This is a genomic window from Streptomyces sp. NPDC090108 (genome assembly GCF_044747185.1).
In the GTDB taxonomy this organism is placed as follows: Bacteria; Actinomycetota; Actinomycetes; order Streptomycetales; family Streptomycetaceae; genus Streptomyces.
In genome coordinates, this window is sequence record NZ_JBIVDQ010000002.1 from 1,068,572 (window position 1) to 1,093,842 (window position 25,271).

Sequence of the window (25,271 nt, forward strand, 5' to 3'; positions counted from 1 at the left end):
GGCACATTCATGTCACGCAGTCACACGCATGTTGCGGCGGCGCTGAGGGACGAAGCCTGCCCGGTCACCGAGGTACTCGACCGCGTGGCGGGCAAGTGGAGCATCGGGATCCTGATCGCCGCTGCCCACGGCCCGGTCCGCTTCACCGAACTGGAACACGCGATCAACGGCATCAGCCGACGGATGCTCACTCTCAACCTGCGCAGGCTGGAGCGGGACGGACTACTCGTTCGCACCGTGTATCCGACCGTGCCGCCCAAGGTGGAGTACAGCCTCACCCCCATGGCCTCGGAGCTCCACACCTCACTGACCGGGCTGGTGGGCTGGGCCGAACGGCATCGGTCCGCGGTCGCCGAGGCCCGCGCCGCCTACGACACCGCGGCGAAGCAGCGACCCGACACCGACTGAACGGGCCCTGACCGGCTCTCGGGCGTCTGTGATTCAGCGACAGCCGGCGAGGGCGAAGGGCCGACCATGGGCGTCACAGACCTGCATGATCGGCCGGACAGCTCCTAGGTGTCGCCGTGCACGACGCTGGTGACACTCACGTGGAGACGTGAGACCGGAGGACGGTCACCGGCGGCGGTGTGAGGCCGGTGGTAGCCGTAGTGGACGTTCCAGACCGCGACCGCCCGCGCCCGTTCTGCTTCAGCGGACCACACGTTGTGACGTTCACGAGCGCGTTCGCATGGGTCACCGCACCACCTCGGTGTTCCGGCCGGCCGTGATGACGGTGAGGAGGGGAAGAGCGATGAGCAGCGCGACCGCGACGAGAAGCCCGCTTGTCCAGAACGGCCCGAGAACCCCGGCCTCGCTGCCGAGCGTGGCTGCGGTGACGACGGGGCCGACTGCGGCGCCCACGTTCAGCGCCGCCGTCGCATACGAGCCGGCCATCGTGGGGGCTCCCGCGGCCTCGTAGAGGACCCGTGTGATCAGCGTGCTGCCCAGCGCGAACGACAGCGCGCCCTGCGCGAACACGAGGGTGAACAGGGCGGCCGGCTCGTCGGCCAGCACCGCCAGAGTCGGCCAGCCGATGAGCAGCAGCGGACCGGCGACCGCGATGACCGCGCCGGGACTTCGGTCGGACAGCCGTCCGGCGACGGTGACACCCAGGAAGGAACCGGCACCGAAGAGCACCAGAGCGACAGAGATCCACCACTCGCCCAGCCCGGCACTGTCGGTCACCACGGGGGCGAGGAAGGTGAGGCTGCCGAAGGTCGCCGCGTTCACCAGCGCGCCGATCAGCATCACCAGGATCAACCGCGGCCGGGCGAGCTGGGCGAGCTCCGCTCGCAATGCGGGCGTGCCGGTCGCCTCGACCTCTTCATGTCCTGCGGGGATGCCTTTCAGGATGCCGAGAGCGGCGGGCAGGCAGAGGGCGGCGACCGCCCAGAAGGTGGCCCGCCAGCCGAGTGTCGTGCCGAGCACCGACCCACCGGGGACACCGGCGATCGTGGCCACCGTTGTGCCCGACAGCAGGACGGCCAGCGCGCGCCCCTTCCTGCCGGGTGAGACCAGAGTGGCCGCGGCCGTCAGAGCTACGGCGAGGAACCCCGCGTTCATGAGCGCGGCGACGACTCGGGCGGCGAACAGGACGGGGAAGCTCGTGGTGACGGCGCCCAAGGCGTGAGCTCCCGCGAAAACGAGGACGAACCCGAGAAGGGCCGGGCGCCTGGGCCAGTCGCGGGCAAGCGCGGCCACCAGGGGTGCGCCGACGGTCATGCCGATCGCGAAGGCCGAAGTGAGCACGCCTGCCGTAGCGACGGTGACGTCGAAATCCGAGGCGATGTCCGGCAAGAGGCCGGCGAGCATGAACTCCGAGGTGCCCATGGCGAAGACCACCATGGCGAGCAGGTACAGCGGGAGAGGCATCGAGTGGCTCCGAGGTGAGGAGAGGTACGAGAAGGTCATCTCGTCACCGCGGCCAGCCCCGACCACACACTCGTCGCCCCACAGAAAGCGGCGCGACGACAGGGTTACGGGATCAGTGGTTCAGGGGGCTGACGGCGTGACCGAAAGCCCCCACCTCGTCCGACTCAGGACTCGACATGGCCCGCACGCTACCCGACCGACGCCCGTCGAAGCATCCTGCCTTCCCAGGCATCGGGCTGCGTCACCAACGTCCTGTCCCATAACACCTGGGCCTTTTCCGGGGGATCGCGCCCGGACTGCACGATGCTTTCCTCGAACCCGCCCAGGTGATCGACTCCGCTCCGTCATGATCATGACGCCTCGGAGAGGGGCCTTGGGAGAGGGGCCTTGGGGCAGCGAAAGGGGGAGAGCACGCCCATGCGCATCGCCGCGCAGGAGACGACTCAGGTGTGCCCGCAGTGCGGGGCCGGTATCCGCGCCGACGGCCGGTTCAACGTCTGGTGCCCGCCTGCGACTGGAACGTGGAACCTGCGCCCCTGCAGGAGGAGCGGAGTCGGCCCGAGAGGCTACGGCGCACCCTGGCCCGACGGCACGGCGAGAAGCTGCTCGCCGAGGTGAAGGCCGGGCAGACACTGCGCGCCCGCCGCGACGCCGCCTCGCTCCGCGCCTACGCGATCGTCTGGCTGCACAAGGGCACTGGTTCCGGGCTTGCGGCCCGCACCGAGATCGGCACCGGCGGCTGGTGACGCCCGCCTGACGGCACCACGTGCTCCGGCTCCCCGCTTCCCGGGGGCCGGATCACGTGCGTTCTACCCCGTCGGCGAAGACGGGTGGCGCGTCCTCCTGGATCTCCGCCGGCGGTCGCCACGCCACCCACATCAGAGGCCCGAGGGAACCTGACCGACTGCATAGACTGCTGCCGCGACCGCGAGGCGGCCATGCCGGACGACCACACCAGTCGTGACGGTCCGGCCGACATCCGCCCCGCGCAAGCCGAAGAGGCGGCAGAGCAGTCTGCAGCCCCTGCCGCAGGCAAGCGCCGGACCGAGTTCTGGGAGTCACCGATGAGCCGACGATTCGAGGAACTCGACTGGCAGCAGACCCCGTTGGGTGAGCTCGCCTTGCGACGGCGCTGGTACCCGGCTCTCGAACAGCACGTGTACGAGATCAAACTCAATGACGAGTTCCTGATGTCCAGCCTGTTCACGGTCGCCGAAGCCGAGTTGGCGAACCTCGCTCTGGCCGAAGTCGCCGGGCGCCGACCGCTGGACGTGGCCGTTGGGGGGCTGGGGCTCGGATGCACCGCTCAGGCGGTACTGGGCAGCCCGGAGGTGCGCTCAGTGATCGTCGTCGATGCGCTCGACGCCGTGATCGATTGGCACGAGCGCGGGCTGCTGCCGGGAGAGGTCTTCGCGGATCCACGATGCCGCCCGGTGCACGGCGACTTCTTCGCGATGATGCAGTCCTCCACCGGTCTCGACCCGTCCGCCCCCGGCCGCCGATTCCACGCGATCATCGTCGACATCGACCACTCGCCGCGCCATCTCCTGCACCCCGGCCATGCCGGCTTCTATCAGCCTGCCGGCCTGAAGAAGCTCAGCGACCGGCTCCACCCCGGCGGGGTGTTCGCCCTCTGGTCCAACGACGCGCCCGACGACGGGTTCATCGCCGCACTGACCGAGTCCTTCACCGAGGTCAGGGCCGAGGTCGTCACGTTCGACAATCCGTTGCAGGGCGGCGAGTCCGCCAACACCGTCTACCTCGCCCGCACCCTGGATCCAGCGCAGTGAGCAGTGCCGTGGCCACTTGTTCATGACAGGTGGCCACGGCGTCCGGCGGCTTCGGTCACGGCGTGCGCAACTCCCCGCCGGGACTGTCCACGCCACCGGTTTCCGCCATGCCGGGACGGGGCGCCCCTGAGCCGGGCTGCCGCCTCCCGCCTGGATTACGCGGCCCAGGGGAGCGTGACCTTGCTGCCGTCAGGGAGGACGGCCTGCCCGCCGATCGACATGGCGACGAGCGCCTGAGAGTCCTCAAGCGCCTTGAGCCGGCGGATGGCGCCGCCCGGGACGATGACCGCCTGGCCGGCCTGGACCGTCTCGGTCTCGTCGCCGATGGCCACTCGTTGACGAGCTGGAGAAGACCGGCTATCTCCAGCGACGTCCTCACCCCGCCGGCGGGCGGCGCAAGTTGGTGGTGCTCACCGAGCAGGCCCGGAAGCACTTGGACGTGGCAGGGGGCATCCTGCGTAACCTCGAGGACGAGTTGGCGGAGCGGCTGCAGCGGGAGGGGCTGACCATGCCGCGAACCGAACTGGCCGCACTCGTCCGGGCGCTGGCCGGTGAGACTGTCCCGCCACTCCGCCCCGTGTGGTGAGCGTCCCGGCCTCCCGCTAAAGCGGACGTCGCACCTCCGATGTGACCATGGCGTCGGTGGCGTACGCCTTCTGTCTTCATTGCCCCGCGTGCACTGAGCATCGGAAGTAAGTGATCAGGGGCTGCTCTCGTGACCTCACCTGGGTCCGATGCTCGCCCTTCAGCCCTGCAAGCGGTTCGTCAAGGACAACGTGCTCGTCGTGGACGGTGCCCTGGCCGTGGTGCCCACCTGTGACCACACCTTCCGAGCGGTCGAAGAACCACCGCTACTCCAACAGCGACCAGATCGCATCGACGCCGACACTCGTCTGGTCGTCGTGGCCGGCCGGCCGTTCGCCGGGGACCGCAACGACTGCGCGGCGTGGGAGGAATCCGGCGCCAAGACCGCCGTCGGCAAGACGATGACCATCGCCGATGGCGGCTACCCGGGTGCCGGTCTCGTGATGCCGACCACGGGGGGTATCCCCAGTGACCGGGGGAGAGCGGCTGCGTAGGGTCGCAGTGCCTGATTCACCGGCCCAACTCGGCCTGTACATACGGGGGAACCTTCATGCAACGCTCCAAGGCGCGCACTCTTGCGGCGGCGGCTCTGGCCGCTCTCACCGTCGGCGGGCTGGCCTCCTGCTCGGCCCTCGGGCAGAAGACCTTCGAGGACGACGCCCAAGTGTCTCAGCGCATCACCTCGATCCGTCTCGACAACGGGAACGGGGGTGTGCGGGTCGACGCTTCGGCCGACACTTCCACCATCTCCGTGCACCGCAAGGTCGATTACCGCGGTGACAAACCGAGCGACACTTCTTTCCGGGTGAGGGGCGCCGTGCTGGTGCTGTCCGGCTGCGGCCGGAACTGCGGTGTCGAATACGTCGTCAAGGTACCCGCCGGTCTGCCGGTGACGGGAGGCACGTCCAACGGCCGCCTCACACTGACCGATGTCGGCGCGGTGGATGTCCACACCAGCAACGGCAGGATCACGGTGACCGACGCCGAGGGTCCCGTGAAGCTGCGCACGTCCAACGGTGACGTGGACGTCCGTGACGTCAAGGGCGGCGGCATCGACACGCGGACGTCGAACGGCGAGGTGACGATCCGGACGGCCACCCCGCAGAACATCAAAGCCCGCACGGCCAGCGGCGACCTCACGGTCACCGCACCGCCCGCCAAGTACCGCATCTCGGCGGACGACTCCAACGGCGACAAGAACGTGACGCTCAAGAACGACCCGTCAGGCACGTACAGCCTGGAACTGACCACGAAGAACGGCGACCTGACCCTGAAGCCGGCATCCTGAAGGCTGTCCGGTAGCCATCCGCGCCACTCCCCAGATGCACAGTGCGTCCTGATGCGGGAGGGCGAGGATCCGTCCGGGAAGGCTGGGGCTAGATTCTTCGGATGTCTTCGCACCTCAGTCATGGCGCTTCGGGAGCGCTGCGGCGCTTCTCCGGATGGCTTGCTCGAGGGTCGGTGGGCCATCCGATGCTGGAAGGGATCGACTACTGGGAAGAGTTGCGCGAGTCGCCTTCCCAGATGGAGATCTGTGTCGCGATCTTCGCCAACGTCCTCGAACTGGACGAGCAGGGCGAACCGGTCAATGAGAAGTATGCGGAACGCCGGGCTGCGGCGTGGCTCTACCGGTACTGCACCGGAAAGCTGCCTGAGGGAGAGCCGGACATCGAGCCCTGGGAGTGCCGACTCCATTGACCGCTGTCGTGCGATGCGGTTCGAGTGCCTTATTCACCGGTTGTGGCTCTGGCGCAACTTCTGTGACGCGGAGCCGCCGAGCAACAGTCGGGCCCTTTCGTGTCGTACGCGAAGTCGCCCGAAAATGGTTCGTGGGCACGGTGGTTGGGCCGAGAGTTCGGGGCCGTGGAAGAGGTGGTGCTCCGGCTGAACGAGTTGTTGTTCCCTCGGGGTCGACAACTACGCCACCCGCAAGGGCCGCCACTACGGCACCGTTCTCGTCGACATCGCGTCCCGCCGCCCCGTCGACCTGCTGCCGGACCGGGAAGCGTCCACGCTCTCGACGAACCGGGCGAGGTCCACAAGCGCCTCCGCCAGAGCGCGGGTCAGCGACGGGTACTGCGACATGGACGATCCCCCCCCCGAACCTCCCCGAAGGTGATGGCGGTAGAACTCTCGGCGTACCCCATCACACGCGGCTGACAGCACTCACCGTCACCTCGCCACTCTGCAGACTCTGCGGGCAGGGGCCATGTCCAGCGGCACTGTCGGCGGTTGCCGAGGTGCCGCGTCGGCGGTCGTACCCCTCGTGGTGACCGGGCCGGGGACGGTCAGGGGCTCGGCGGGGTTGGTGCGTCCGTGTCGGTGTGCTCGGCCCCGGATGCCGCGGCGCCGGCGGCCGGCGTCGGGCGGACCAGCAGCAGGATCGTGTCGACCAGGTCGGCCGCCGGGTCGCCCGTGGCCAGGTGGCGGAGTTGGAGGCCCATGACCAGGGCAACGGTGGCGGCGGCCAGGCGCTCCGCGTCGGGGACCCCGAGCGCGGTGAGGATCTGGGCGGCGACACGGTCGTACGCGGCGAAGGCCTCCCCGGCCGAACGGCGCAGCCGCTCGTCGCGCCCGGCGTGCAGGTAGAGCTCGAACGGCGCGAGGTGGGCGCTGTCGAGCGCCGTACCGCATCCCACCTGGCCCGCGAGCGACGCCGCGGTGTCGATGTCGACTCCCTCGTTCTGGCACCGGTCGGCAAGCTCGGTGAAGTGCCGAGCCTCCTCGCGCACGAAGTGCAGCAGGCTCGCCCGCAGCAACTCGTGCTGGGTGGCGAAGTGATAGGTGACCGATCCGAGCGAGACCCCGGCCACCCGGGCTATGCGCCGGTTGGTGACCGCCGCGACGCCGCCCTCGCCGATGATCCGCAGGACAGCCGTGATGATGCGCTCGCGCGTCGGAGCGGAGACCTCTGAGGAGACGGAACTGTTCGCCATGCCCCCGATTGTTCCATCGGTACGGCCTGCCGCTCCCACCTGCCGTTTCACCTGAACCGACCGGGTGTGACCGGAGGACAGGCGCGAGCCGTCGCAACGGGATTGCCGCAGCCGCGTGGTGGACTCCGCTCCCTCGTCTCTCTATTGTTCGTTCGAACGAACGAGAGAGGAGACAGGTCGTGCGCATAGCCGGGGCAACCGTTCTGCTGACCGGAGTCACGGGCGGCATAGGAGGTGCGCTCGCCGCGGAGCTGTCCGCGCGCGGGGCGCAGCTCATCCTGACCGGCCGCCGCGCCGAGGCACTGGAGCCCCTGGCCGAACGCTACGGCGCCCGGACCGTCCTGGCGGATCTCGCCGACTCCGGCGACGTGTCGCGCCTGGCCGAGGAGGCGGCCGACGCCGACATCCTCGTCGCGAACGCGGCCCTGCCGTCCAGCGGTGACGTGCTCGACTACACGCCCGAGCAGATGGACCGCGCGCTCGCCGTGAACCTGCGCGCACCCGCGATGCTCGCGCGCCTGCTCGCCCCGCGGATGGTCGCGGCGGGGCGCGGTCACATCTGCTTCGTCGGTTCACTCTCCGGGCTGGCGGCCACCAGGTCGGCGTCCCTCTACACCGCGACCAAGTTCGGACTGCGAGGCTTCTCCCTGGCCTTCCGGCAGGATCTGCACGGCACGGGGGTGGGCGTCTCGATCGTCCAGCCGGGCTTCGTACGGGATGCGGGGATGTTCGCCGAGACGGGCGCGCCGACGCCCGGCGGTGTGCGGACCGTGTCGCCGGACCAGGTGGTGAAGGGGGTGGCGCGGGCGATCGAGCGTGACATCGCCGAGGTCAACGTGGCACCCCCGGAACTGAAGTTCCTGGCCAGGGTCGCCTCGCAGTTCCCGGGGTTCGCCGAACGCGTGCAGCGGAAGGCGGGCGCGGAGAAGACCGTGGACGGGATCGTGACGGCCCAACGCGCGAGCCGCTGAGGGCGCCGCCCAGCCTCCCGGCACTCGGCGCTCCGGCACTCGGCGCCCCGGCACTCGGCCCTCCTGTGCTGCCACCTCCGGCACTCGGCCCTTCTGCGCCGCGGCCTCCGGAACTCGGCCATCCCGTGCCGCCAGCCCCCGGCACGCGGCCCTCCCGTGCTGCCACCTCCGGCACTCGACCCTCGTGCGCCGCCGCCTCCGGCGGCTCTCAGCTCCCCTGCCCCGCCACTCCCTGCCCCGCCACTCCCTGCCCCGCCACCCCCGGCACCAGCCGCAACGCGTGCAACGCCGTGCCCAGGTCGGCGAGATGGGCGGGCTCGGCGAGGGAGCGGCCGGTCAGTTTCTCTATCCGCCGGAGGCGGTAGCGCACGGTGTTCGGATGGATGAACAGGCGTGACGCGGCCTCTCCCGCGGCGCCCCCGGCCGAGAACCAGTGCCCCAGGGTCCGCAGGAGCCGTGTCCGCTCGGCGGCGGGCAGCCGCAGCACGGGCCCCAGGACCACCTCGGCCAGCCGCGCCGCCTCCGCCGGGGCGGCCGCGACCAGCATGGCGAGGGGGCTGTCGTCGAAGTGGGCGACACCCGGCGCGTCGGCGGGCAGCCCGGCGAGCGCCAGCCGCGCGAAGCGCAGCGCCTGCGGGGTGTCGCGCAGCGAGTCGAAGCGGGGGCTCACCCCCACGCGCGCGTTCCGGAGGGTCAGTGCCCGGTGGGTCAGGCTCCCGGCGTCGGGATGGGCCAGCGCGAGCAGCCCGATCTGCTCGCCGGGCAGCAGCCGCCAGGCGGACGGCACACCCGTCCGGCGCAGGGCCGCCTCGATGCCGGGCAGCGGCTCGCCGCCCGGGTCCGGCACGGAGGCGGCGACGACGGCGTACGGTCCCCGTTCCGGCAGGCCGAGTTGGCGAACGGTCTCCCACAGGGTCGTCCGTTCCGCGAGCGCGCCCGTGAACAGCGCCTCGACCAACGCCGAACGCCGCGCCTCGCGTTGGAGCGCCAGATCGGCGCTGGCCTCGCGGTAGGCGGCCGCGACCGCCTCCGCGTAGCGGCCGAACTGCGCCCAGATCTCGGACGACCCAGCGACCAGATGGGCGTCCGTCACCTCCGGATGCCGCTGGGCCTCCTCCACGAGCCGCGCCCAGAGATACTCGAAGCCGATCCGGTACGCGTGCAGGGTGTCCGCGAGGGGGACTCCCTGCTCCGCCCGCAGCCGGCCCGTGCGCTCCGCGGGTCGCACGTCGGGTTCCGCGTCGCGGGCGAAACGCCCCAGCAGCTGGTCGGCGTTGGCGCCGCAGGAGTCCCGCAGCGAGGCGAAGGAGATCAGCGACTCGTCGGCGTACGCCTCGACCTCCGCGCGGATGCGCAGCGCCATCCGCTCACCCAGTTCCGGCAGCCGCGCCCGCAGCGCCCCACTCACCTCGGTCAGACTCATCCGCGCAGCCTACGACGTGCTCTTTGTTCCCCGGAACAAACCCGGAAGCCGGGAGCTGTCCGCCAGGCCATGGACGCGCGGAAGGCGCGGCGGCGAGCATGCCGTGAGCGCCGGCGGCGGGAGCCCGGCGCTCTCGTGTGCGAGGAGGCACCATGGCCAATCTGGCGGAGTTCCTGGCGGAGACGGCGGCTGAGCGGCCCGAGGGCGCCGCGCTGCGGGTGGGCGCGGAGGTCATCACCTACGCCGAGCTGGACCGGCTGAGCGCCCAGGCCGCGACCCTGCTGCGCACCGAGGGCCTGCGCACCGGCGACCGGGTCGCCCTGATGCTGCCCAACGTGCCCGAGTTCGTCGTCCTGTACTACGCGATCCTGCGCGCCGGCGGCATCGTCGTACCGATGAACCCGCTGCTCAAGGAGCGGGAGGTCGAGTACCACCTGCGGGACTCCGGCGCCGTCCTGGCCTTCGAGTGGCACCGGGCGCCGGGGGAGGGCGCGCAGGGCGCGGCGGCGGCCGGGGTGCGGCACATCGTGGTCGAGCCCGCCGCCTTCGCCGCCGAACTGGGCCCGCTGGAGCCGCAGCACGGCATCGCGCCCGTCTCCGGCGACGACATCGCCGTACTGCTGTACACCTCGGGCACCACCGGTCGCCCCAAGGGTGCCTCGCTGACCCACGCGGGACTCCGCCACAACACCGAGGTCAACGTCGTCCATGTGCAGCGGGTGACGTCGGACGACGTCATCGTGGGCTGTCTGCCGCTGTTCCACATCTTCGGGCAGGTCTGCACGATGAGCGTCGCCGTGTTCAGCGGCGCCACGCTCGTGCTCGTGCCCCGGTTCGAGCCGCAGGCCGTGCTCGACGCCATCGCCGCCTCGCGCGCGACCCTCTTCGAGGGTGTCCCCACCATGTACGCGGCGCTGCTCCAGCACCCGGGCGCCGGCGACGCCGACGTGTCCACGCTGCGCATGTGCGTCTCGGGCGGCGCCTCGCTGCCGGTCGAGGTCCTGCACGGCTTCGAGCGGCGCTTCGGCTGCATGGTCCTCGAGGGCTTCGGCATGTCCGAGACCAGCCCGGTCGTCTCCTTCAACCACCCCGACCGGCCGCGCAAGCCCGGTTCCATCGGGACGCCGATCCGGGACGTCGAGGTACGGCTCCTCGACGACGCCGGCCAGGACGTGGCACCCGGCGAGGTCGGTGAACTCGCCGTGCGCGGACCGAACGTGATGAAGGGGTACTGGAACCGCCCCGAGGAGACCGCCGCCGTCCTCCCCGACGGCTGGCTGCGCTCCGGCGACCTCGCCCGCCGGGACGAGGACGGCTACCTGTACATCGTCGACCGCAAGAAGGACCTCATCATCCGCGGCGGTTACAACGTCTACCCGCGTGAGATCGAGGAGGTCCTGCACGAGCACCCCGACGTCGCGCTCGCCGCGGTGGTCGGTGTGCCCCACGAGCGGCTCGGTGAGGAGGTGGCGGCGGCGGTCGTCCTGCGCGCGGGAGCGCAGGCGGGCCCCGCGGAGCTCCAGGAGTACGTGCGGGAGCGGGTCGCTGCTTACAAGTACCCGCGCCAGGTCTGGCTGGTGGACGCCCTGCCGGTGGGCCCGAGCGGGAAGATCCTGAAGCGGGAGATCACGGCTCCGGCGGCCGAGGGCGCTCCGCGGACGCGCTGAAGCGAGCCGGACGCGGCATCCGGAGCCGCCGAGGGCGGCCCGGGCACCGTGTCCGGTAGCGGCCGAGCACAGCACCTGGAAGAGTCGGGGGCGGCGTCCCGGGGCGGCGGCCCCGACCGCCGTCCCGCTCAGCCCACCTTCGCCAACTCCACCGCCAGCGGCTCCAGAACGCGCGGGGTGTACGGCAACGGGAGCTGCACGACGGCGAGATCCGCGCCCTCGGCGGCGAACTCGGCCGCCTGCGCCGCCGTCAGCGCCGGGTCGCCGGTGAGACGGACCTGTGCGGAGAGCCGGATCTCCGCCGGGTCGCGCCCGACGCGCTCGCAGTGCGCGCGCAGCACCTCGCGAGCCCTGCGGAACTCCGCGGGCGTCCCGGTGTCGAAGTTCCAGTGCTGGGCGAACCTGGCGACGGTGCGCAGCGTGCGTCTCTCCCCGCTGCCCCCGATGCACAGCGGCGGGTGGGGCCGCTGTACCGGCTTCGGTTCGCAGCGGGCGCCCGCCAGTTCGTAGTACATGCCCTTGAACGTGGTCACGCTGTCGGGGCCGAGCAGCGAGGCCAGCACCGCGCACGCCTCCTCGAAGCGGTCGCTGCGCTCGCGGGGGGTGCCCAGCGCGATGCCGTAGGCGTGGGACTCCTCCTGGCTCCAGCCGGCTCCGATGCCGAGTTCCAGACGGCCGCCCGAGACGACGTCCAGTGTGGCCGCCATGTTGGCCAGCACCGCCGGATGCCGGTGGTGGACGCCCGTGACCAGCGTCCCCAGACGCAGCCGCCGTGTCGCCTGCGCGAGTGCCGCGAGCGTGACCCAGCCCTCCAGCCGGGGCGTCGCCGGATCCGTTCCGTGCAGGGCCTGGAAGTGGTCGGAGGTCCAGCCGGACTCGAAGACGTCCATGCCGTCCGCCGCTTGCCACACGGCCAGCATCGCGTCCCAAGTGGTGCCCTGCGGCGAGGTCTTGAACCCGAAGCGCATCGGGTGACGGTACGACCACGAGCGTGGGTCGCGCAGATGAAACAACAATTATCGACACACTCAAAACTCTGAACAAGCTCGAAGCGACAGTTCTTGACAGGACTCACCAGGATCCGTACGTTCCGCAACGGTCCCGTGAGATCCGAACTCGGCTGACACATCAGCCTGTCGAAGCACGTCCCGTCCTTCGAGGAGCAGACGATGCGCGGAAAGAGATCTGCCGTACCCCCACCCGTCACGGGCGACGCGCCCCGTGAACGGCGGCACCCCCACAGACTCCTGGCGTCCCTCCTGGGCGTTCTGACGCTCGTCCTGGGAGCCCTGGTCGGCCTGGCCGCCCCGTCCGAGGCCGCCGGCTCCCTGCCCTGCGACATCTACGGCGGCGCGGGCACCCCCTGCGTCGCCGCGCACAGCACCGTGCGCGCCCTGTTCTCCGCCTACAACGGCCCGCTGTACCAGGTGACCCGTGCCTCCGACGGCGCGAAGGCCGACATCGGGCTGCTCGCCGCGGGCGGTTACGCCGACGCCCAGCGCCAGGACACCTTCTGCGGCGGCACGACCTGCCGGATCACCAAGGTCTACGACCAGACGAGCCGGCACAACGACCTCAACCCCGGACCGGCCGGGACCGCGGGCATGGGCGCCGACCGCGGGGCCGACGCCGGTGAGATCGCGGTCACCGCGGGCGGCCACAAGGTCTACGGCATCTGGATCTCACCCGGGGTCGGCTACCGCTCCACCGGGGCCGCCTCGGGCGTCGCGGTGAACGGACAGGCCGAGGGCGCCTACATGGTGGCGAGCGGCACCCACGTCGGCTCCGCCTGCTGCTTCGACTACGGCAACGCCGAGAGCACCCCCGCCGACACCGGCAACGGCCACATGGACGCCGTCAGCATCGCGACCACCTGCTACTTCGCGCCCTGTACCGGTTCCGGACCCTGGATCGAGGCCGACCTGGAGAACGGCATGTTCCAGGGCGACAACGGCTCCAACACCGCCAACCGCGGCAACAACAGCACCTACGTCACGGCCATGCTGAAGAACAACGGCCAGACCAGGTACGCCCTCAAGGGCGGCAACTCCCAGACGGGAGCGCTCACCACCTGGTGGGACGGCGGCCTGCCCACGCGCGGCGGCTACCAGCCCATGCACCAGGAGGGCGGCATCATCCTCGGCACGGGCGGCGACAACAGCAACTGGAACATGGGCACGTTCTTCGAGGGCGTGATGGTCTCCGGCTATCCCACCGACGCCGCCGAGAACGCGGTGCAGGCGAACATCGTCTCCGTCGGCTACTCCGGCCAGACCAACGTCCCCAACGGCCCCCAGGGAACGGTCACCGGGCCTGGCGGCAAGTGCGTCGACGTCGCGGCCGACGACACCGGCGTCAACAGCGCGGCCGTACAGCTGTGGGACTGCCAGACCTACGCCGAGGACCAGCACTGGACCCACAACCCCGACGGCTCCCTCGGCACGCTCTCCCGCTGCCTGGACATCAACGGCAACGGCACGGCGAACGGTACGCAGGTCGAGCTCTGGGACTGCAACGGCGTGGGCGGTCAGAAGTGGGTGCAGCAGGCGGACGGTTCGCTGCTGAACCCGCAGTCCGGCCGCTGCCTGGACTCCCCGAGCGGTGCCACGGGCAACGGCACGCGGCTGCAGATCTACGACTGCAACGGCTCGGCCGCCCAGAAGTTCTCCGTGAACGCCGGCGCCCCCGTGGCCTCGCCCGGCGGCAAGTGCGTCGACGTGGCCGCAGACGACACCGGCGTCAACGGCACGGCCGTACAGCTGTGGGACTGCCAGACCTGGGCCGTCGACCAGCACTGGTTCCACCGCTCCGACAACGGCCTGAGCACCCTGGGCCGTTGCCTGGACATCAACGGCAACGGGACGGCGAACGGTACGCAGGTCGAGCTCTGGGACTGCAACGGCGTGGGCGGTCAGAAGTGGGTGCAGCAGGCGGACGGTTCGCTGCTGAACCCGCAGTCCGGCCGCTGCCTGGACCTTCCGAACGGCGCGACGGTGAACGGCACGCGACTGCAGATCTACGACTGCAACGGCTCGGCCGCCCAGAAGTTCAAGCTGGGCTGAGGCCCGCGAGGAAGGCCGGGCCCGTGAGGCGGGGCGACATCCCGTTCCCCTCACGGGCCCGGCGCACCTGTGGCCCACGTACGTGCCCCGCCGCGCCCGCTCGCTCCGACGCGTCAGGAGTGACGCTTTTCGGACGGGAGACCGGTGATCCGATAGCGGCCGAGGTGTGGCCTTTCGATGTGATTGTGCAGCAGGGCGACAGCGGCGGTGTCTTCCGTCGCGCGGGCGCCGGCGTCGACGCCGTGGAGGTGCGCGGACCGCTCGGGGCGTGCGTTCCCGGCGCGGCCGGTGTCCCGGAGAGGAGGTTCCAGGGGCCTGCGTTGGAACCGGGCCGCGTCCGTCGCGAGGGGCGGCCGGTAACGGTGAACGATCGAATCTGGCCAGTAAACGATCGTTGAGGGACGGTGAGGGGTGCGTAAGCTGCGCTGGCACACCCGCGCTTCACCACGGCCTCCGCCGCCCTCGTCCCGCCCCGACCCACCTCCGGGAGCACACCGGTGCATCTGGACCCGCCGCTGCCCGAGACGCTCGAGCGTCTCGCGGCGCTGATCCGTGAACGCGGCCTCGACCGCGCCGACGTGCTCGATCCGGGCGGACTCGCGGCGCGGACCGCGCTGCCGGAAGGCACGGTCCGCACCCTCCTGGCGGGCGGCGCGCCCCCCGCCGACACGGTCAACGACCGCGCCCGCACCCGTATCAACGTCGTCGCCGCGGCGTACCTGGCCACGACCGGCGGCCGGATGTCGGACCTCGCGGCCGAACTCCACACCCGCCTCGGCGTCTCGGAGGTCTGGGCGCGGCAGGTCTGCGACGGCAAGAAGGTGCCCAACCTCGAACTCCTCCACGGTCTGGTGAAGTTCTTCGGGGTCGACGGGGGAGAGTCGTTCTTCACCGCGCCCGCCGAAGACGCCCTGAACCAGGCCCTGTTGCCGGCGCTGCGCACGCTGGAGACCGACCCGCTGCAGGCGCTGATGGACCGCTGCGGCGTGCGCGGAACGGATCTGCGGGCCCACGGGGCGCCGTCCCGCAGACAACTGGAGCGGCTCGTGGAGGGAGTCCTGCGGTCGGTGCTGCCGGACGGGCCGGACGAGGGAGCCACCAGCCGATGACCGTCAAGCGCATGAAGGTGCTTCTCGCCGAGCTGGTGGCCGAGGCGTCGCGGACCCTGCGGCCGCCGGCCGAACCCCGCACCGTCATGGCGGAGTTCTGCCGCGCCATGAGCGTGCACCGCGGCCGCCCCATCACCCTCGTCTTCCGCGCGTTCCCCGACGGCATCCCGGTCTCCGGCATGCGGCTGGACTGCGGCGACCGCTCGATCATCGTCGTCGAGGACCGCACCCCCGCCGAGTCCCAGCTGGTCATCCTCGGCCACGAGCTGTGGCACGAGGAGGAGGGCGACTGCGAGCACCACGTGGCGGGCCTCTCCGCGGCGGCCGCACGCGCCCTCGGCCCCGGGCAGACCCCGGCGACGGTACGGCAGGCCGCCGAGCGGATCCTCGCCGCGCACGAGGTCCCCCGCGACACCCTGCCGGCCATCGCGGCCCGCTCCGGTTCCGCGCTGGACCACGAACAGGACGCGGAGACGTTCGGACTGCTCTTCGGCCGCGAGGTGCGCACCTGGATACCCGGCCGGTACGCCCAGGACCCCGAGAACGCCACGACCCTGGAAGGCCGCATCCGCCTGTCCCTCCTCAACCGAGGCGGGCAGACACTCCGGTGAGCCTCGGCGACCTGCACATCCCCTACGCGCTCCCGGCCGTACTCCTCGTCGCCGCACTGGCGTTGAAGGCGCCCACCTTCCTGCGGGCCTGGAAGGACCCGGACGTACGCGCCACGACCCTGCTGCTGCTCCTGGCCGCCGCGGTGTTCGTGTCCGTGCCCCCGGCGAGCATCCACCTGATCAACACGGTGACGGGAGTGCCGAACATCGCGGCGCCGTGGGTGTATTCCCTGCTCACCGCGTTCTGCGGCTCGTGCCTCGCCATGGTCGTCACCTGGCGCGACGAGCCCTCCGCGCGCCGCCGCACCCTGATCCGCCGCATCTGGCTGATCTACACCGGCATCATCGTCGCGCTGTGGGTCACCTTCCTCCTGGCGGACGTCCCCACCGAGCGCGTCTACGACCTCGACACCTACTACGCGGCCGAACCGTGGATGCGCGAGCACATCATGCTGTACCTGATCGCGCACATGGTGTCCGTCTTCGTGGCCGCGTACATGATCTGGAAGTGGATCTCGAAGGTCCGGGGCGGCCTGCTGAAAGTCGGACTGGTCTTCCTCCAGGCCGGCTACGCCTTCGGACTGGTCTTCGACATCGCCAAGATCGCCGCCGTCGTGGCCCGCTGGACCGGGACGACCGACTGGGACTGGCTGTCGACCAAGGTCGCGCCGCCGTTCGCCATTCTCGACGCCACGCTCGTCGGCATCGGCTTCATCCTTCCGCAGGCGGGCCCCTTCCTCCAGCAGTGGACCCGCGACCGGCTGACCTACCACCGGCTGCGCCCGCTGTGGCGGGCGCTGCGGGCCGTCGGCCCCTCCGCCGCGCAGGCGCGGGTCGGCCGCCTCGCACCGCTGGACCTCCGTCTGATGCAGCGCCAGCAGCGCATCCACGACGGCCTGCTGATGCTTGCGCCGTCCCTCGACGACGACCTCTTCAGCCGTGCCTACGACGAGGCGCGCGCCGCCGGCCACGACGAGGACCGGGCCCGGGGCATCGCCGGCGCCGTCGCCGTACGCGCCGCGCTCGACCTGACGGGCGCCGCGTCCCCGGCGGGTGCGTCCCCGGCGGGCGCGGCCGCCGGCTCCTCGGGCCGGGACACCGGCCGGCGGCAGGAGGCGCCCATGCCCGGCGACGATCGCCACACGCCGGCCCCGGTCGGCGGGGCCGCGTACGACATCGAAGCCGTCTCGCGGGCGCTCAGCCGGCCGCGAACCATCGACACCATCCGGCAGCGGGTGGCACCGAGAGAAAGCATGAGCACACATGGCTGACCCGCTCGCCACCCGCCGGCCGACCGCCGTCGTCATAGGCGCCAGCGTCAGTGGCCTCTGCGCAGCGGCCGCACTGGCCGAGCACGCCGATGTCACCCTCGTCGAGCGCGACACCCTGCCCGAGGGACCCGAACCCCGCCGCGGAGTCCCCCAGGCCCGCCACGCCCATCTGTTGTGGAGCGGAGGAGTCACCGCCTTCGGTGAACTGCTGCCCGGCGTCGTGGACGAGGCCGTCGCCCGGGGTGCCCGGCTCGTCCACATCATGGGCGACATGGTCTCGCGCGCCCCCAACGAGATCTGGTTCCGCCGCTTCACCGCCACCCGCCACCGTAACCTCGTCTGCTCCCGCGACCTGCTCGACGCGGTGATACGCGAGCGGGTCCTCGCCGACGAGCGCATCACGCTCCGCCGGCACACCACCGCCCTCGAACTGGTGGGCGACGCCACCCGGGTCACCGGCGTCCGCGTCCGCACCCGTGCCGGTGACGACGGCCACCCGGGCCGCGGTGAGAAGGGCCACGAGCAGGGCGCGGGAAAGGAGACCCTCACCGCGGACCTGGTCGTCGACGCCTCCGGACGGGGCTCGCGCGCCCCCGTGTGGCTGACCTCCCTCGGTCTGCCGGAGGTCGCCGAACGCGAGGTCGACGCCGGCGTCGCCTACGCCACGCGCCTCTACCGCGCCCCCGGGACGACGGCCGGCACGTCCTTCCCCCTCGTCAACGTCCAGGCGAACCCCGCCAAGGCGCCCGGCCGGGGCGGCATCGTCCTCCCCGTCGAGGACGGCCGCTGGATCGTCACCCTCTCCGGCACCCGGGGCGGCGAACCCACCGGAGACAGCGAGGCCTTCGCCGACTTCGCGCTCTCCCTCGGCGACCCGGTCATCGGCGATCTCATCAAGGACGCCGAGCCGCTCGGCGACGTGGTCACCACCCGCAGCACCGCCAACCGCCGCCGCTACTACGAGAAGTCCAGCCGCTGGCCGGACGGGTTCGTCGTGGTCGGTGACGCGATCGCCGGCTACAACCCGGTGTACGGACACGGCATCACCGTCGCCGTCCAGAGCGCCCTGGCCGTCCGCGACACACTGCGCTCCACCCCGCTGACCGCGCCCGGTGTCGCCCGGCGCCTTCAGCGCGCCGCGACCAAGCCGGTGGCCGCCGCCTGGGATCTGGCCGTAGGACAGGACGCCCTCTACCCGGGTGCCGCGGGCAGCCCGCCCACCCGGCTGGAGCGTGCCCTCTCCCGGTTCGTGGACCGCGCCGTCGCCACCGGCGCCGCCAACCCGCGCGCCCTCGGCGCCCTGCTGGACGTGATGAGTCTGGAGAGGCCGGCGACCCGCCTGTTCTCCCCGGACATGCTCCTCCCCATGCTCTTCGGCCCCCGCCGTCCCCACCTCCAGGGCCCGCCCCTCACCGACGAAGAGCGCGAGAGCGCCACTTCCCGGGACAGGCCCGGCGGTCCCTGAGGGCGCGCCACCACGTCCGGCCCGCCCGGCACCGACACGCAGACCGCGCAGACCGGGAGGCCCGCGCAGACCGTGCGGGCCTCGCGGGCCGGGCGGGGTGGCGGGCGACGGTCACGCGATGGCGAGCATGACCGCCAGAGTCGAGTCGTACTTCTGCTGACGCCCGGCGACGGATTCCAGCACCTGCTGGGCGCTCTCCCACTGCGCGGGCTGGGCCTTGGCGAACTCCTGCCAGCCGATCACCACGAGGAGCCGGCCCGGGACCTCCGGACCCCAGCCCACGTCACCGGCGGCATCCGTGAAGGCCTGCCAGTTCCGGCCGGCGAAGGACGGCAGGTCGAGGGCCGAGGTGCAGCGGTCCATGAATCCCGCCTGGTCGGTGACGCCGACGAGATCGAGCGGGATGACCTTCCAGCCGGCCGCCTGGACCACGGACGCGAGTGTGGCGTGGGACATTTCAGCACCGCCTTAAGGAGCCGGCCCGCTTCCGCCCGGAGCCGCCCCGCGGTCGCGAGGGGGCTCCGCCATGCGGACGAGCGGCGCCGGCCGGTGGGGGAGACCGGCCCCGCGGACGCGGGGGGCCCGTCGATGAACCCATCATGCCTCACGGTGAACGAACCCTCACGCTGAGGCGGTACCGGCCGTCCGCCCGGTCCGCCCGTCCGCGCCCGGTCCGCCCGCGCGCCCGGGTCCGTCCGCGCCCGGGTCCGTCCGCGCCCGGGTCTGTCCGCCCGCTCGATGCGCGCTCCCGCTAGCCGAAGCGCACCGAGCGGAGCTCCAGCGTGTCCTTGGCCGGCTTGCCGTGCGCCTTGAGCTTCCACTCGGAGCCCTCGCAGTTCGCGCCGAGGTAGACGGTCACGGCGGTGTCGGTGTCGTTGTGCGGGCCGTAGCCCGGCAGCTCGTCGTCGTCGCCGACGGCGTGGAGGTTGACGCACTTGCCGCTGTGCGGGTCGTGGAGGGTGACGTGCCGCTCCTGGCCGTAGCCGTCGACGTACTTGTAGTGGAAGTCGCCCTGGGCGGCCTGGGCCGAGCCGGCCATCGACAGGACGAGCGCGAGCGCGCCGAGACCGGCGCTCAGGGTGGTACGGAGCGTCATGACGGGAGGGGTCCCTTCCGGAGATGATCACGGTGGATGCGGGGCCGACCCTAGAAGGACGCTGTGGGGGCGAACCGATCCGCCGGGCCCCCGTCCCGGCGCGTCCCGTCACCACCACCCGTTCGGACCACGCGGGCCGTCCGGCTCACGCGTCCCCACGGCGTCCGGCCCGCTGTCCTCACGCGATGGGTACGGCCCGTCCCGTGACCCGGGTGCGGTCGTCCCGCGGGTCCAGGTCGATCAGGAGGTCGCTGGGGCGGCCCATGTCCTCTCCCTGGCGGATCGCGATCCGCGTGGCCGTGCCGCCGGCGAGGCCCAGCGACCGGAGGTACCCGCCGAACGCCGCCGCGGCCGCCCCCGTGGCCGGATCCTCCACGACACCCCCGACCGGGAACGGGTCCCGGGCGTGGAAGAGCTCCGGCGACTCGCGCCACACCAGGTGGACGGTGGTCCAGCCGTGACGCCGCATCACCTCGGCGAGGCCGTCGAAGTCGTAGTCCAGGTCCGCCAGCCGGGCCCGGGTGGCGGCGGCCAGGACCAGGTGGTGGTTGCCGCCGAAGGCCACGTGCGGCGGCAACGCGGCGTCCAGGTCGCCGGCGCTCCAGCCCAGGGCCGCGAGCGCCGCCTGCAGTTCGGCGTCCGTGGCGGCACGGGAACGGGTCGGCACGCTGGTGAGGGTGGCCCGCACCGCGCCCTCGGCGTCCAGCTCGGTTGCCACGCGGATCTCCCCCGCGGGGGTGTCGAGGACGATCTCGCCCGGCCCCATCCGCTCGGCCAGGGCGACGGCCAGGGCGACGGTCGCGTGGCCGCAGAAGGCGACCTCGGCGAGCGGGCTGAAGTAGCGGACCCGGAACCGGCGCGCCGCCTCGTCGAGGCCGGTGACGAACGCGGTCTCGGAGTAGCCGACCGCCGCGGCGACGGCGAGCATCTCCGCGTCGTCGAGCCCGGAGGCGTCGAGCACGACCCCCGCGGGGTTGCCGCCCGCCGGGTGGTCGGTGAAGGCGGAGTAGCGCAGCGGCTCGGCGGCCGGGACGCCGGGGTGTACGAGGTCTGCGGGGCCTGCGGGGATCGTTCCGCTCACGTCGAAGGTCATGGCACTACGCTGTCACCGCCCGGCCATCGAGTCCAACGATGAAAATCGATCCGATCCATCGACAGAACGCATAGGCTGGCACCGTGGAAACCCGCCTGCTGCACACCTTCGCCACCCTCGCGCGCACCGGCAGTTTCACGGCCGCCGCCGCCGAACTCCACCTCGCCCAGTCCACGGTCACCGTGCACATCCGCACTCTGGAACAGGACCTCGGCACCCGGCTGTTCGACCGTCTGCCCACGGGCGCGGTCCTCACCGAGTCCGGGCGGCGGCTGCGGGAGCGGGCCGAGGACGTGCTCGACGCCGAGGCCAGGCTGAGGGCCGACGCCGGAGGCGTGGGGGGACCGGTGGTCGTCGGCACCCCGGAGTCCCTGTGCTCGACCCGGCTGCCCGCGGTGATCGCCGCCCTGCGCGTCAGCCGTCCCGAGGTCGACATCCACCTGCACGCGGCCGCGACCGAAGGGTGCGTGGAGGGGCTGCGGTCCGGGCGTCTTGACGTGGCGCTGTTGCTGGAGGAGGAGGCGGAATTCCCCGACGTGACGACCGAGCTGGTCGCCCGCGAGCCCCTGGCCCTCGTCTGTGCCCCCGGTCATCCGCTGGCCGCGCGCGAGCACGTCACGACCTGGGAGGACCTCGCCGGCGAGGACTTCTTCCTGCTGGAACAGGGCTGTTCCTACAGCGACGGGCTGGAGCGCAGGCTGCTCGCCGTGCCCGGAGCCCGGCCCCGTCTCACCCGCTTCGGAAGCGTCGACGCCGCCCGTTCCTGCGTGGCCGCAGGACTGGGCCTGACGCTGCTGCCCCTGGCGAGCGTCGAGGAACACCTGCGCGACGGACGCCTGGTGCGCGTGCGCGGGCCGCGGTTCGCCGACGTGCCGGTCCGGCTGGCCCGCCACCGCAGACGAGGGACCGCGCCGGCCGCGCAGGCGTTCGCCCGCGAACTCGTACGGCAGCTGTCCGCCTGACACGGCAGCTGTCCGCCTGACACGGCGGCGGCCCGCCTGACACGGCGGCGGCCCGCCACCCGGGCCGCCGGGGAATCCCCTCACCCGTCCGCGGGCCAGCCTCCGGGGGAAGCCCCTCACCCGTCCGCGGCCCGGCCTTCCGGGGAATCCCCTCAACCGTCCGCCGCCCGGCCCCCGGAGAAGCCCCCGCCACCTGTCGGTGCCCGGGGCCTCGCCGGAGGCCGGGCGGCGGACCGCCGGCGGTCGCCGTCAGGCGTGGAGCAGCTTGTTGAAGAAGGTCCGGTACTGCTGCAGTGCCAGGCGGAGGCCCTCCGTCTTGACCTCCTCACCGCGGCTCCACTGCGCCTCGAGCTCCTTCTTGTGGTCGGAGAAGGTCTCGGCCAGCGACTGGATGACCTCGGCCACCAGGGAATCGGCCGCGCGGACGGCCTCCTTGGGGTCGTCGACGAAGTCGCCCTGGATCCGTCCCCAGCGCTCACGGTACGACTCCGACTCCGAAGCGGCGATCAGAGGCTCCTCGCCCTCCTTGCCCTCATCGGCCCCCTCGCCCTGCTCGGCCGTCCGCGCGCCCTCCTCCTCCCCGCGCTCCCCGGGTTCCTCCGTCCGCTCGGCCTCGTCCGCCCCCGCCGGTTCGGCCGCTTCGTCCCTTCCGGTGGTGTCGTCCCCGTATCCGCTGTCCGTGCCCCGCCCCTCCGTGTCCCCGGTGTCCCCGATGTCCCCGGAATTCCCGAAGTCGTCGGAGCCGGCCGGTTCGGACGTGTCCTCGGGCACGGTCGTGGCCTCGCCCGGGTAGGCGGGAGGGGACTGCTCGGACATGGTGTCCGACGTGGTGTCCCGGCCCGGGTGGGCCAGGTCCTCCGTCGTCAACTGGCTCTGCGATCCACTGATGTCGGTGCCGGAATCTGACATGGCTCTTCTCACGTCTTCTCACGCTGATTCATACCGAGGCGGAACGAGGGGCCGGGCCGGGCTCTGTGCCGCTCGGCGGCCTGCCGTTCAAGGGAGTTGGGAGAGCTGTTCCCGGGCCGTGGTGCCGGCGTCGCCTCTCCTCCTGGCCGGTCTCCGAGTACCCCTGCCGGGGAGGCGCACACCCGCGGGAGCCCGTCCGGCGGCCCGGTCCCGTACACCGGCCGGGCGTTCGTCCCCGGGCCCGGCCGAGGCAGCACGCCGAGTGGCGGCGGGGTGTGCGAGGCTCGGAAGGGCAGACCGAGACAGTCCGGAAGGGGCGACCCAGTGGCATCCAGCGATGTAGTCGAACTGATCCTCAAGGACCACCGGACCATGGAGGACCTCTTCCGGCTCATGCGCAGCTCGGAGGCGGACCGCGCGAAGGCCCTCGGGGATTTCGCCGACCTGCTGATCGCACACGGAGAGGCGGAGGAGACGGTCGTCTATCCGGCGCTCAAGCGCTACAAGCCCATCGACGACGAGGAGATCGAGCACGGCTCGGAGGAACACGCCGAGGGGAACAAGGCGCTGCTGGAACTGCTCCAGGTCGACGAGGTGGGCGGGGAGGACTGGGACGAGAAGCTGGAGGAACTCGTCGGAGCCGTCAATCACCACTTCGACGAGGAAGAGCGCACCATCCTGAACTCCGCCCGGGAGAACGTGGCGGGCAGCCGCCGGGACGAGCTGGGCGAGGCCTTCCTCACCGAGCGGGCGGCCCGGCTGGCCGTGGGCTGCGGCAGCGTCGAGAACGTGCGGCGGATCGTACGGCGCGAGGAGCGGGAGCAGTCCGAGTAGTCCGCGGCCACCCGGACACACCGCGGCGCCCCGCCGTCCCCGCGCCGCTCGAACGGACCAGGGCGACGGACGGAGCGCCGCGCGCACACGCGCCGGTGTTCCGTCCGCCGCCCTGACGGCCCCTCCGCCCCTCGCCTCACCCTCCGCCCGGTGGCGCCGCGTCCAGCCGCCCGGCGTTCACCCGCCAAGCGCTCACCGGCCCGGCGTTCACCCGCCAAGAACTCACCGGCCCGGCGTTCACCCGCCAAGAACTCACCGGCCCGGCGTTCACCCGCCAAGAACTCACCGGCCCGGCGTTCACCCGCCAGGAACTCCCCGGACCGTCGTTCACTCGCTCGGCAGCGCCGCGCTGATCCCGGCGAGGGCCGAGCCGGGGTCGATCGCGATGGCCAGATCCCCCAGGGAGACGATGCCGATGGGCCGGCCCTCCTCGACCACGGGAACCCGCCGTATGGCCCGATGCCGCATGAGTCCCATGACCTCGTCGACATCGTCGTCGGGGGCCACGGTGATCAGATCCTCGGTGCACGCGTTGGCCGCCGTGCGCTCACCGGCATCGTCGCCCTCGGCCAGCACCCGGAGAACCAGATCCCGGTCGGTGACCACCCCGCGCAGCCGGCCCTCCTCCACCACGAGCACGTCACCGACGTCCTCCCGGCGCATCAGCTGGGCGACATCGACCACCGACGTCAGAGGTTCCACCATGACGAGGTCCGTGGTCATGATCTCGCGAACTTGCTGCGTCATACGCCCTCCCTCGTAGGGGAAAACGGGGCATCGGTTCGATGTCCACGGGGCCCGGGTACCCGTAACCCCTGTCGCCGAACACACAGGTCACAGCGCCGGGACCGGTGCGGCCCCGCCACGCGGCGTGCCCGGGGCGTCACCGGGGCGGACGGCTGGTGGTGTGGCGGCGCCTGATCCACAGCGGCCAGACGAACCAGCACAGCACGTACCAGGCGACGACGATCCCCACCAGCCAGAGCATCCGCGGATCGTGGGTCACGACCCGGAGGACGAGCAGGAGCGCGGCGGTCATCGTGGCCAGGAGCAGGACGAGACCGACGAAGGTCAGACGCGAGGCCAGGGCCACCGCCTGCGGTTTCACGCGTCGCCCGGCGACGAGCCGGTGCAGGGCCACCGGACCGATCAGAGCCCCCGTCGCCGCCGCGCCCAGGACGACCGTCGTGACGTAGATCGCCCTGTCCGCGTCGTCGAGATCGGCGAACCTGGGCGTGAACACGACGGTGAGCAGGAAACCGAAGAGGATCTGCACGCCCGTCTGCGCGACCCGCACCTCCTGGATGAGTTCGCTCCAGCGCCGGTCGGCACGCTCCTCCACGCTCTCGTCGCGCCCCGCACGCTCCGGGCGGTCCGCGCCCGCGTCACGTCCTGGGTCCGCGCGTGCCGCGCCCGCGTCACGTCCTGGACCCTCGGCGCGTCCGCCCGCGTCACGTCCCGTGCTCATCGTCCGCCACGCCCTCCGTCGCCCGGTCACCGATGACCTCTCCCGCCTCACGCATTCCACGCGACGCGGCCCGCCTCACCCGGCTCTCCGATATCGGGAGACGATGACGGGAGAGGCGGGGGCGGCGAGAAAGGGAGAGGGGAAAGG

The 25,271-nt window shown here is 71.9% G+C and carries 26 protein-coding genes and 1 pseudogene; 16 read left to right on the forward strand and 11 right to left on the reverse strand.

What is annotated here, in order from left to right; translation table 11 throughout:
* The first annotated feature begins 9 nt into the window (after positions 1 to 9).
* Positions 10 to 408: a helix-turn-helix domain-containing protein gene (locus tag ACIPRD_RS09725; protein ID WP_356405264.1), complete on the forward strand. Its 399-nt coding sequence runs from the start codon at positions 10 to 12 to the stop codon at positions 406 to 408.
* Between the two features lie 285 nt (positions 409 to 693).
* Here the strand turns inward: ACIPRD_RS09725 and ACIPRD_RS09730 are convergent, their stop codons facing one another.
* Positions 694 to 1,872: a Cmx/CmrA family chloramphenicol efflux MFS transporter gene (locus ACIPRD_RS09730; RefSeq protein WP_401561650.1), complete on the reverse strand. Its 1,179-nt coding sequence runs from the start codon at positions 1,870 to 1,872 to the stop codon at positions 694 to 696.
* 521 nt (positions 1,873 to 2,393) lie between these two features.
* Between ACIPRD_RS09730 and ACIPRD_RS09735 the strand changes: the two genes are divergently transcribed.
* Entirely contained in the window at positions 2,394 to 2,618 is a 225-nt protein-coding gene (locus ACIPRD_RS09735; RefSeq protein ID WP_401561652.1) for a hypothetical protein, read from the forward strand.
* 318 nt (positions 2,619 to 2,936) lie between these two features.
* Positions 2,937 to 3,662, forward strand: coding sequence for a spermidine synthase (locus ACIPRD_RS09740; RefSeq protein WP_401561928.1), 726 nt, complete (start codon positions 2,937 to 2,939; stop codon positions 3,660 to 3,662).
* A 155-nt stretch (positions 3,663 to 3,817) separates the two neighbouring features.
* Here the strand turns inward: ACIPRD_RS09740 and ACIPRD_RS09745 are convergent, their stop codons facing one another.
* Positions 3,818 to 3,994 (reverse strand): hypothetical protein, encoded by a 177-nt coding sequence (locus tag ACIPRD_RS09745; RefSeq protein ID WP_401561655.1) that lies wholly within the window; start codon positions 3,992 to 3,994, stop codon positions 3,818 to 3,820.
* Between the two features lie 390 nt (positions 3,995 to 4,384).
* On the opposite strand from ACIPRD_RS09745, the pseudogene ACIPRD_RS09750 reads away from it, so the two are divergent.
* The 4 genes and pseudogenes from ACIPRD_RS09750 to ACIPRD_RS09765 all read left to right on the forward strand — a co-directional run.
* Positions 4,385 to 4,696, forward strand: a pseudogene (locus ACIPRD_RS09750) (IS5/IS1182 family transposase); the annotation flags it as partial.
* 101 nt (positions 4,697 to 4,797) lie between these two features.
* Positions 4,798 to 5,535, forward strand: a complete 738-nt coding sequence (locus ACIPRD_RS09755; RefSeq protein WP_401561658.1) for a DUF4097 family beta strand repeat-containing protein — start codon at positions 4,798 to 4,800, stop codon at positions 5,533 to 5,535.
* 101 nt (positions 5,536 to 5,636) lie between these two features.
* Positions 5,637 to 5,945: a hypothetical protein gene (locus ACIPRD_RS09760; protein WP_401561660.1), complete on the forward strand. Its 309-nt coding sequence runs from the start codon at positions 5,637 to 5,639 to the stop codon at positions 5,943 to 5,945.
* A gap of 265 nt (positions 5,946 to 6,210) precedes the next feature.
* Positions 6,211 to 6,366 (forward strand): hypothetical protein, encoded by a 156-nt coding sequence (locus tag ACIPRD_RS09765; RefSeq protein ID WP_401561931.1) that lies wholly within the window; start codon positions 6,211 to 6,213, stop codon positions 6,364 to 6,366.
* Positions 6,367 to 6,535: 169 nt separating this feature from the next.
* Here the strand turns inward: ACIPRD_RS09765 and ACIPRD_RS09770 are convergent, their stop codons facing one another.
* Entirely contained in the window at positions 6,536 to 7,183 is a 648-nt protein-coding gene (locus ACIPRD_RS09770; protein ID WP_401561663.1) for a TetR/AcrR family transcriptional regulator, read from the reverse strand.
* Between the two features lie 179 nt (positions 7,184 to 7,362).
* Here ACIPRD_RS09770 and ACIPRD_RS09775 point away from each other — a divergent pair, with 179 nt between their 5' ends.
* The gene (locus tag ACIPRD_RS09775) at positions 7,363 to 8,154 is read left to right on the forward strand and encodes an SDR family NAD(P)-dependent oxidoreductase (protein WP_401561666.1); all 792 of its coding nucleotides are present in this window, start codon (positions 7,363 to 7,365) and stop codon (positions 8,152 to 8,154) included.
* A 208-nt stretch (positions 8,155 to 8,362) separates the two neighbouring features.
* Here the strand turns inward: ACIPRD_RS09775 and ACIPRD_RS09780 are convergent, their stop codons facing one another.
* The gene (locus tag ACIPRD_RS09780; RefSeq protein ID WP_401561669.1) at positions 8,363 to 9,577 is read right to left on the reverse strand and encodes a PucR family transcriptional regulator; all 1,215 of its coding nucleotides are present in this window, start codon (positions 9,575 to 9,577) and stop codon (positions 8,363 to 8,365) included.
* Positions 9,578 to 9,729: 152 nt separating this feature from the next.
* Between ACIPRD_RS09780 and ACIPRD_RS09785 the strand changes: the two genes are divergently transcribed.
* Positions 9,730 to 11,244 (forward strand): long-chain fatty acid--CoA ligase, encoded by a 1,515-nt coding sequence (locus ACIPRD_RS09785; protein ID WP_401561672.1) that lies wholly within the window; start codon positions 9,730 to 9,732, stop codon positions 11,242 to 11,244.
* A 128-nt stretch (positions 11,245 to 11,372) separates the two neighbouring features.
* Here ACIPRD_RS09785 and ACIPRD_RS09790 read toward each other — a convergent pair whose 3' ends face one another.
* Positions 11,373 to 12,212 carry an LLM class F420-dependent oxidoreductase gene (locus ACIPRD_RS09790; RefSeq protein ID WP_401561674.1) on the reverse strand — a complete coding sequence of 280 codons (840 nt, stop codon included), beginning with the start codon at positions 12,210 to 12,212 and terminating at the stop codon, positions 11,373 to 11,375.
* Positions 12,213 to 12,413: 201 nt separating this feature from the next.
* On the opposite strand from ACIPRD_RS09790, the gene ACIPRD_RS09795 reads away from it, so the two are divergent.
* From ACIPRD_RS09795 to ACIPRD_RS09815, 5 genes are all read left to right on the forward strand, one after another.
* A complete protein-coding gene (locus tag ACIPRD_RS09795; protein ID WP_401561677.1) occupies positions 12,414 to 14,306 on the forward strand; it encodes an arabinofuranosidase catalytic domain-containing protein in 1,893 nt (630 codons plus the stop codon).
* 497 nt (positions 14,307 to 14,803) lie between these two features.
* Positions 14,804 to 15,415, forward strand: coding sequence for a hypothetical protein (locus ACIPRD_RS09800; RefSeq protein ID WP_356410273.1), 612 nt, complete (start codon positions 14,804 to 14,806; stop codon positions 15,413 to 15,415).
* On the forward strand, positions 15,412 to 16,026 hold the full coding sequence (locus tag ACIPRD_RS09805) for a toxin (RefSeq protein ID WP_401561680.1): 615 nt from the start codon (positions 15,412 to 15,414) through the stop codon (positions 16,024 to 16,026). Before ACIPRD_RS09800 ends, ACIPRD_RS09805 begins: the two co-directional genes overlap by 4 nt.
* The gene (locus ACIPRD_RS09810; protein WP_356410267.1) at positions 16,023 to 17,297 is read left to right on the forward strand and encodes an MAB_1171c family putative transporter; all 1,275 of its coding nucleotides are present in this window, start codon (positions 16,023 to 16,025) and stop codon (positions 17,295 to 17,297) included. Before ACIPRD_RS09805 ends, ACIPRD_RS09810 begins: the two co-directional genes overlap by 4 nt.
* On the forward strand, positions 17,290 to 18,762 hold the full coding sequence (locus ACIPRD_RS09815; RefSeq protein WP_401561684.1) for an NAD(P)/FAD-dependent oxidoreductase: 1,473 nt from the start codon (positions 17,290 to 17,292) through the stop codon (positions 18,760 to 18,762). The genes ACIPRD_RS09810 and ACIPRD_RS09815 overlap by 8 nt, the downstream gene beginning before the upstream one ends.
* A 111-nt stretch (positions 18,763 to 18,873) precedes the next feature.
* Here the strand turns inward: ACIPRD_RS09815 and ACIPRD_RS09820 are convergent, their stop codons facing one another.
* The 3 genes from ACIPRD_RS09820 to ACIPRD_RS09830 form a co-directional block, all read right to left on the reverse strand.
* Positions 18,874 to 19,218: a barstar family protein gene (locus ACIPRD_RS09820; protein WP_356410261.1), complete on the reverse strand. Its 345-nt coding sequence runs from the start codon at positions 19,216 to 19,218 to the stop codon at positions 18,874 to 18,876.
* A 295-nt stretch (positions 19,219 to 19,513) separates the two neighbouring features.
* Complete coding sequence (locus ACIPRD_RS09825) at positions 19,514 to 19,858, reverse strand: hypothetical protein (protein WP_356410258.1); 345 nt, start codon at positions 19,856 to 19,858, stop codon at positions 19,514 to 19,516.
* Between the two features lie 178 nt (positions 19,859 to 20,036).
* A complete protein-coding gene (locus ACIPRD_RS09830; protein WP_401561687.1) occupies positions 20,037 to 20,951 on the reverse strand; it encodes a PhzF family phenazine biosynthesis isomerase in 915 nt (304 codons plus the stop codon).
* An 83-nt stretch (positions 20,952 to 21,034) separates the two neighbouring features.
* Between ACIPRD_RS09830 and ACIPRD_RS09835 the strand changes: the two genes are divergently transcribed.
* Positions 21,035 to 21,913, forward strand: a complete 879-nt coding sequence (locus tag ACIPRD_RS09835) for a LysR family transcriptional regulator (RefSeq protein ID WP_356410251.1) — start codon at positions 21,035 to 21,037, stop codon at positions 21,911 to 21,913.
* A gap of 249 nt (positions 21,914 to 22,162) precedes the next feature.
* On the opposite strand, the gene ACIPRD_RS09840 is transcribed toward ACIPRD_RS09835, so the two are convergent.
* Positions 22,163 to 22,822 carry a hypothetical protein gene (locus ACIPRD_RS09840; protein ID WP_401561690.1) on the reverse strand — a complete coding sequence of 220 codons (660 nt, stop codon included), beginning with the start codon at positions 22,820 to 22,822 and terminating at the stop codon, positions 22,163 to 22,165.
* Between the two features lie 324 nt (positions 22,823 to 23,146).
* Between ACIPRD_RS09840 and ACIPRD_RS09845 the strand changes: the two genes are divergently transcribed.
* Entirely contained in the window at positions 23,147 to 23,656 is a 510-nt protein-coding gene (locus ACIPRD_RS09845) for a hemerythrin domain-containing protein (protein WP_356410245.1), read from the forward strand.
* A 327-nt stretch (positions 23,657 to 23,983) separates the two neighbouring features.
* On the opposite strand, the gene ACIPRD_RS09850 is transcribed toward ACIPRD_RS09845, so the two are convergent.
* Together ACIPRD_RS09850 and ACIPRD_RS09855 are read right to left on the reverse strand one after the other, a co-directional pair.
* Positions 23,984 to 24,403 carry a CBS domain-containing protein gene (locus ACIPRD_RS09850; RefSeq protein WP_356410242.1) on the reverse strand — a complete coding sequence of 140 codons (420 nt, stop codon included), beginning with the start codon at positions 24,401 to 24,403 and terminating at the stop codon, positions 23,984 to 23,986.
* Between the two features lie 136 nt (positions 24,404 to 24,539).
* Complete coding sequence (locus ACIPRD_RS09855; protein ID WP_401561694.1) at positions 24,540 to 25,124, reverse strand: DUF6328 family protein; 585 nt, start codon at positions 25,122 to 25,124, stop codon at positions 24,540 to 24,542.
* Positions 25,125 to 25,271 lie beyond the last annotated feature (147 nt).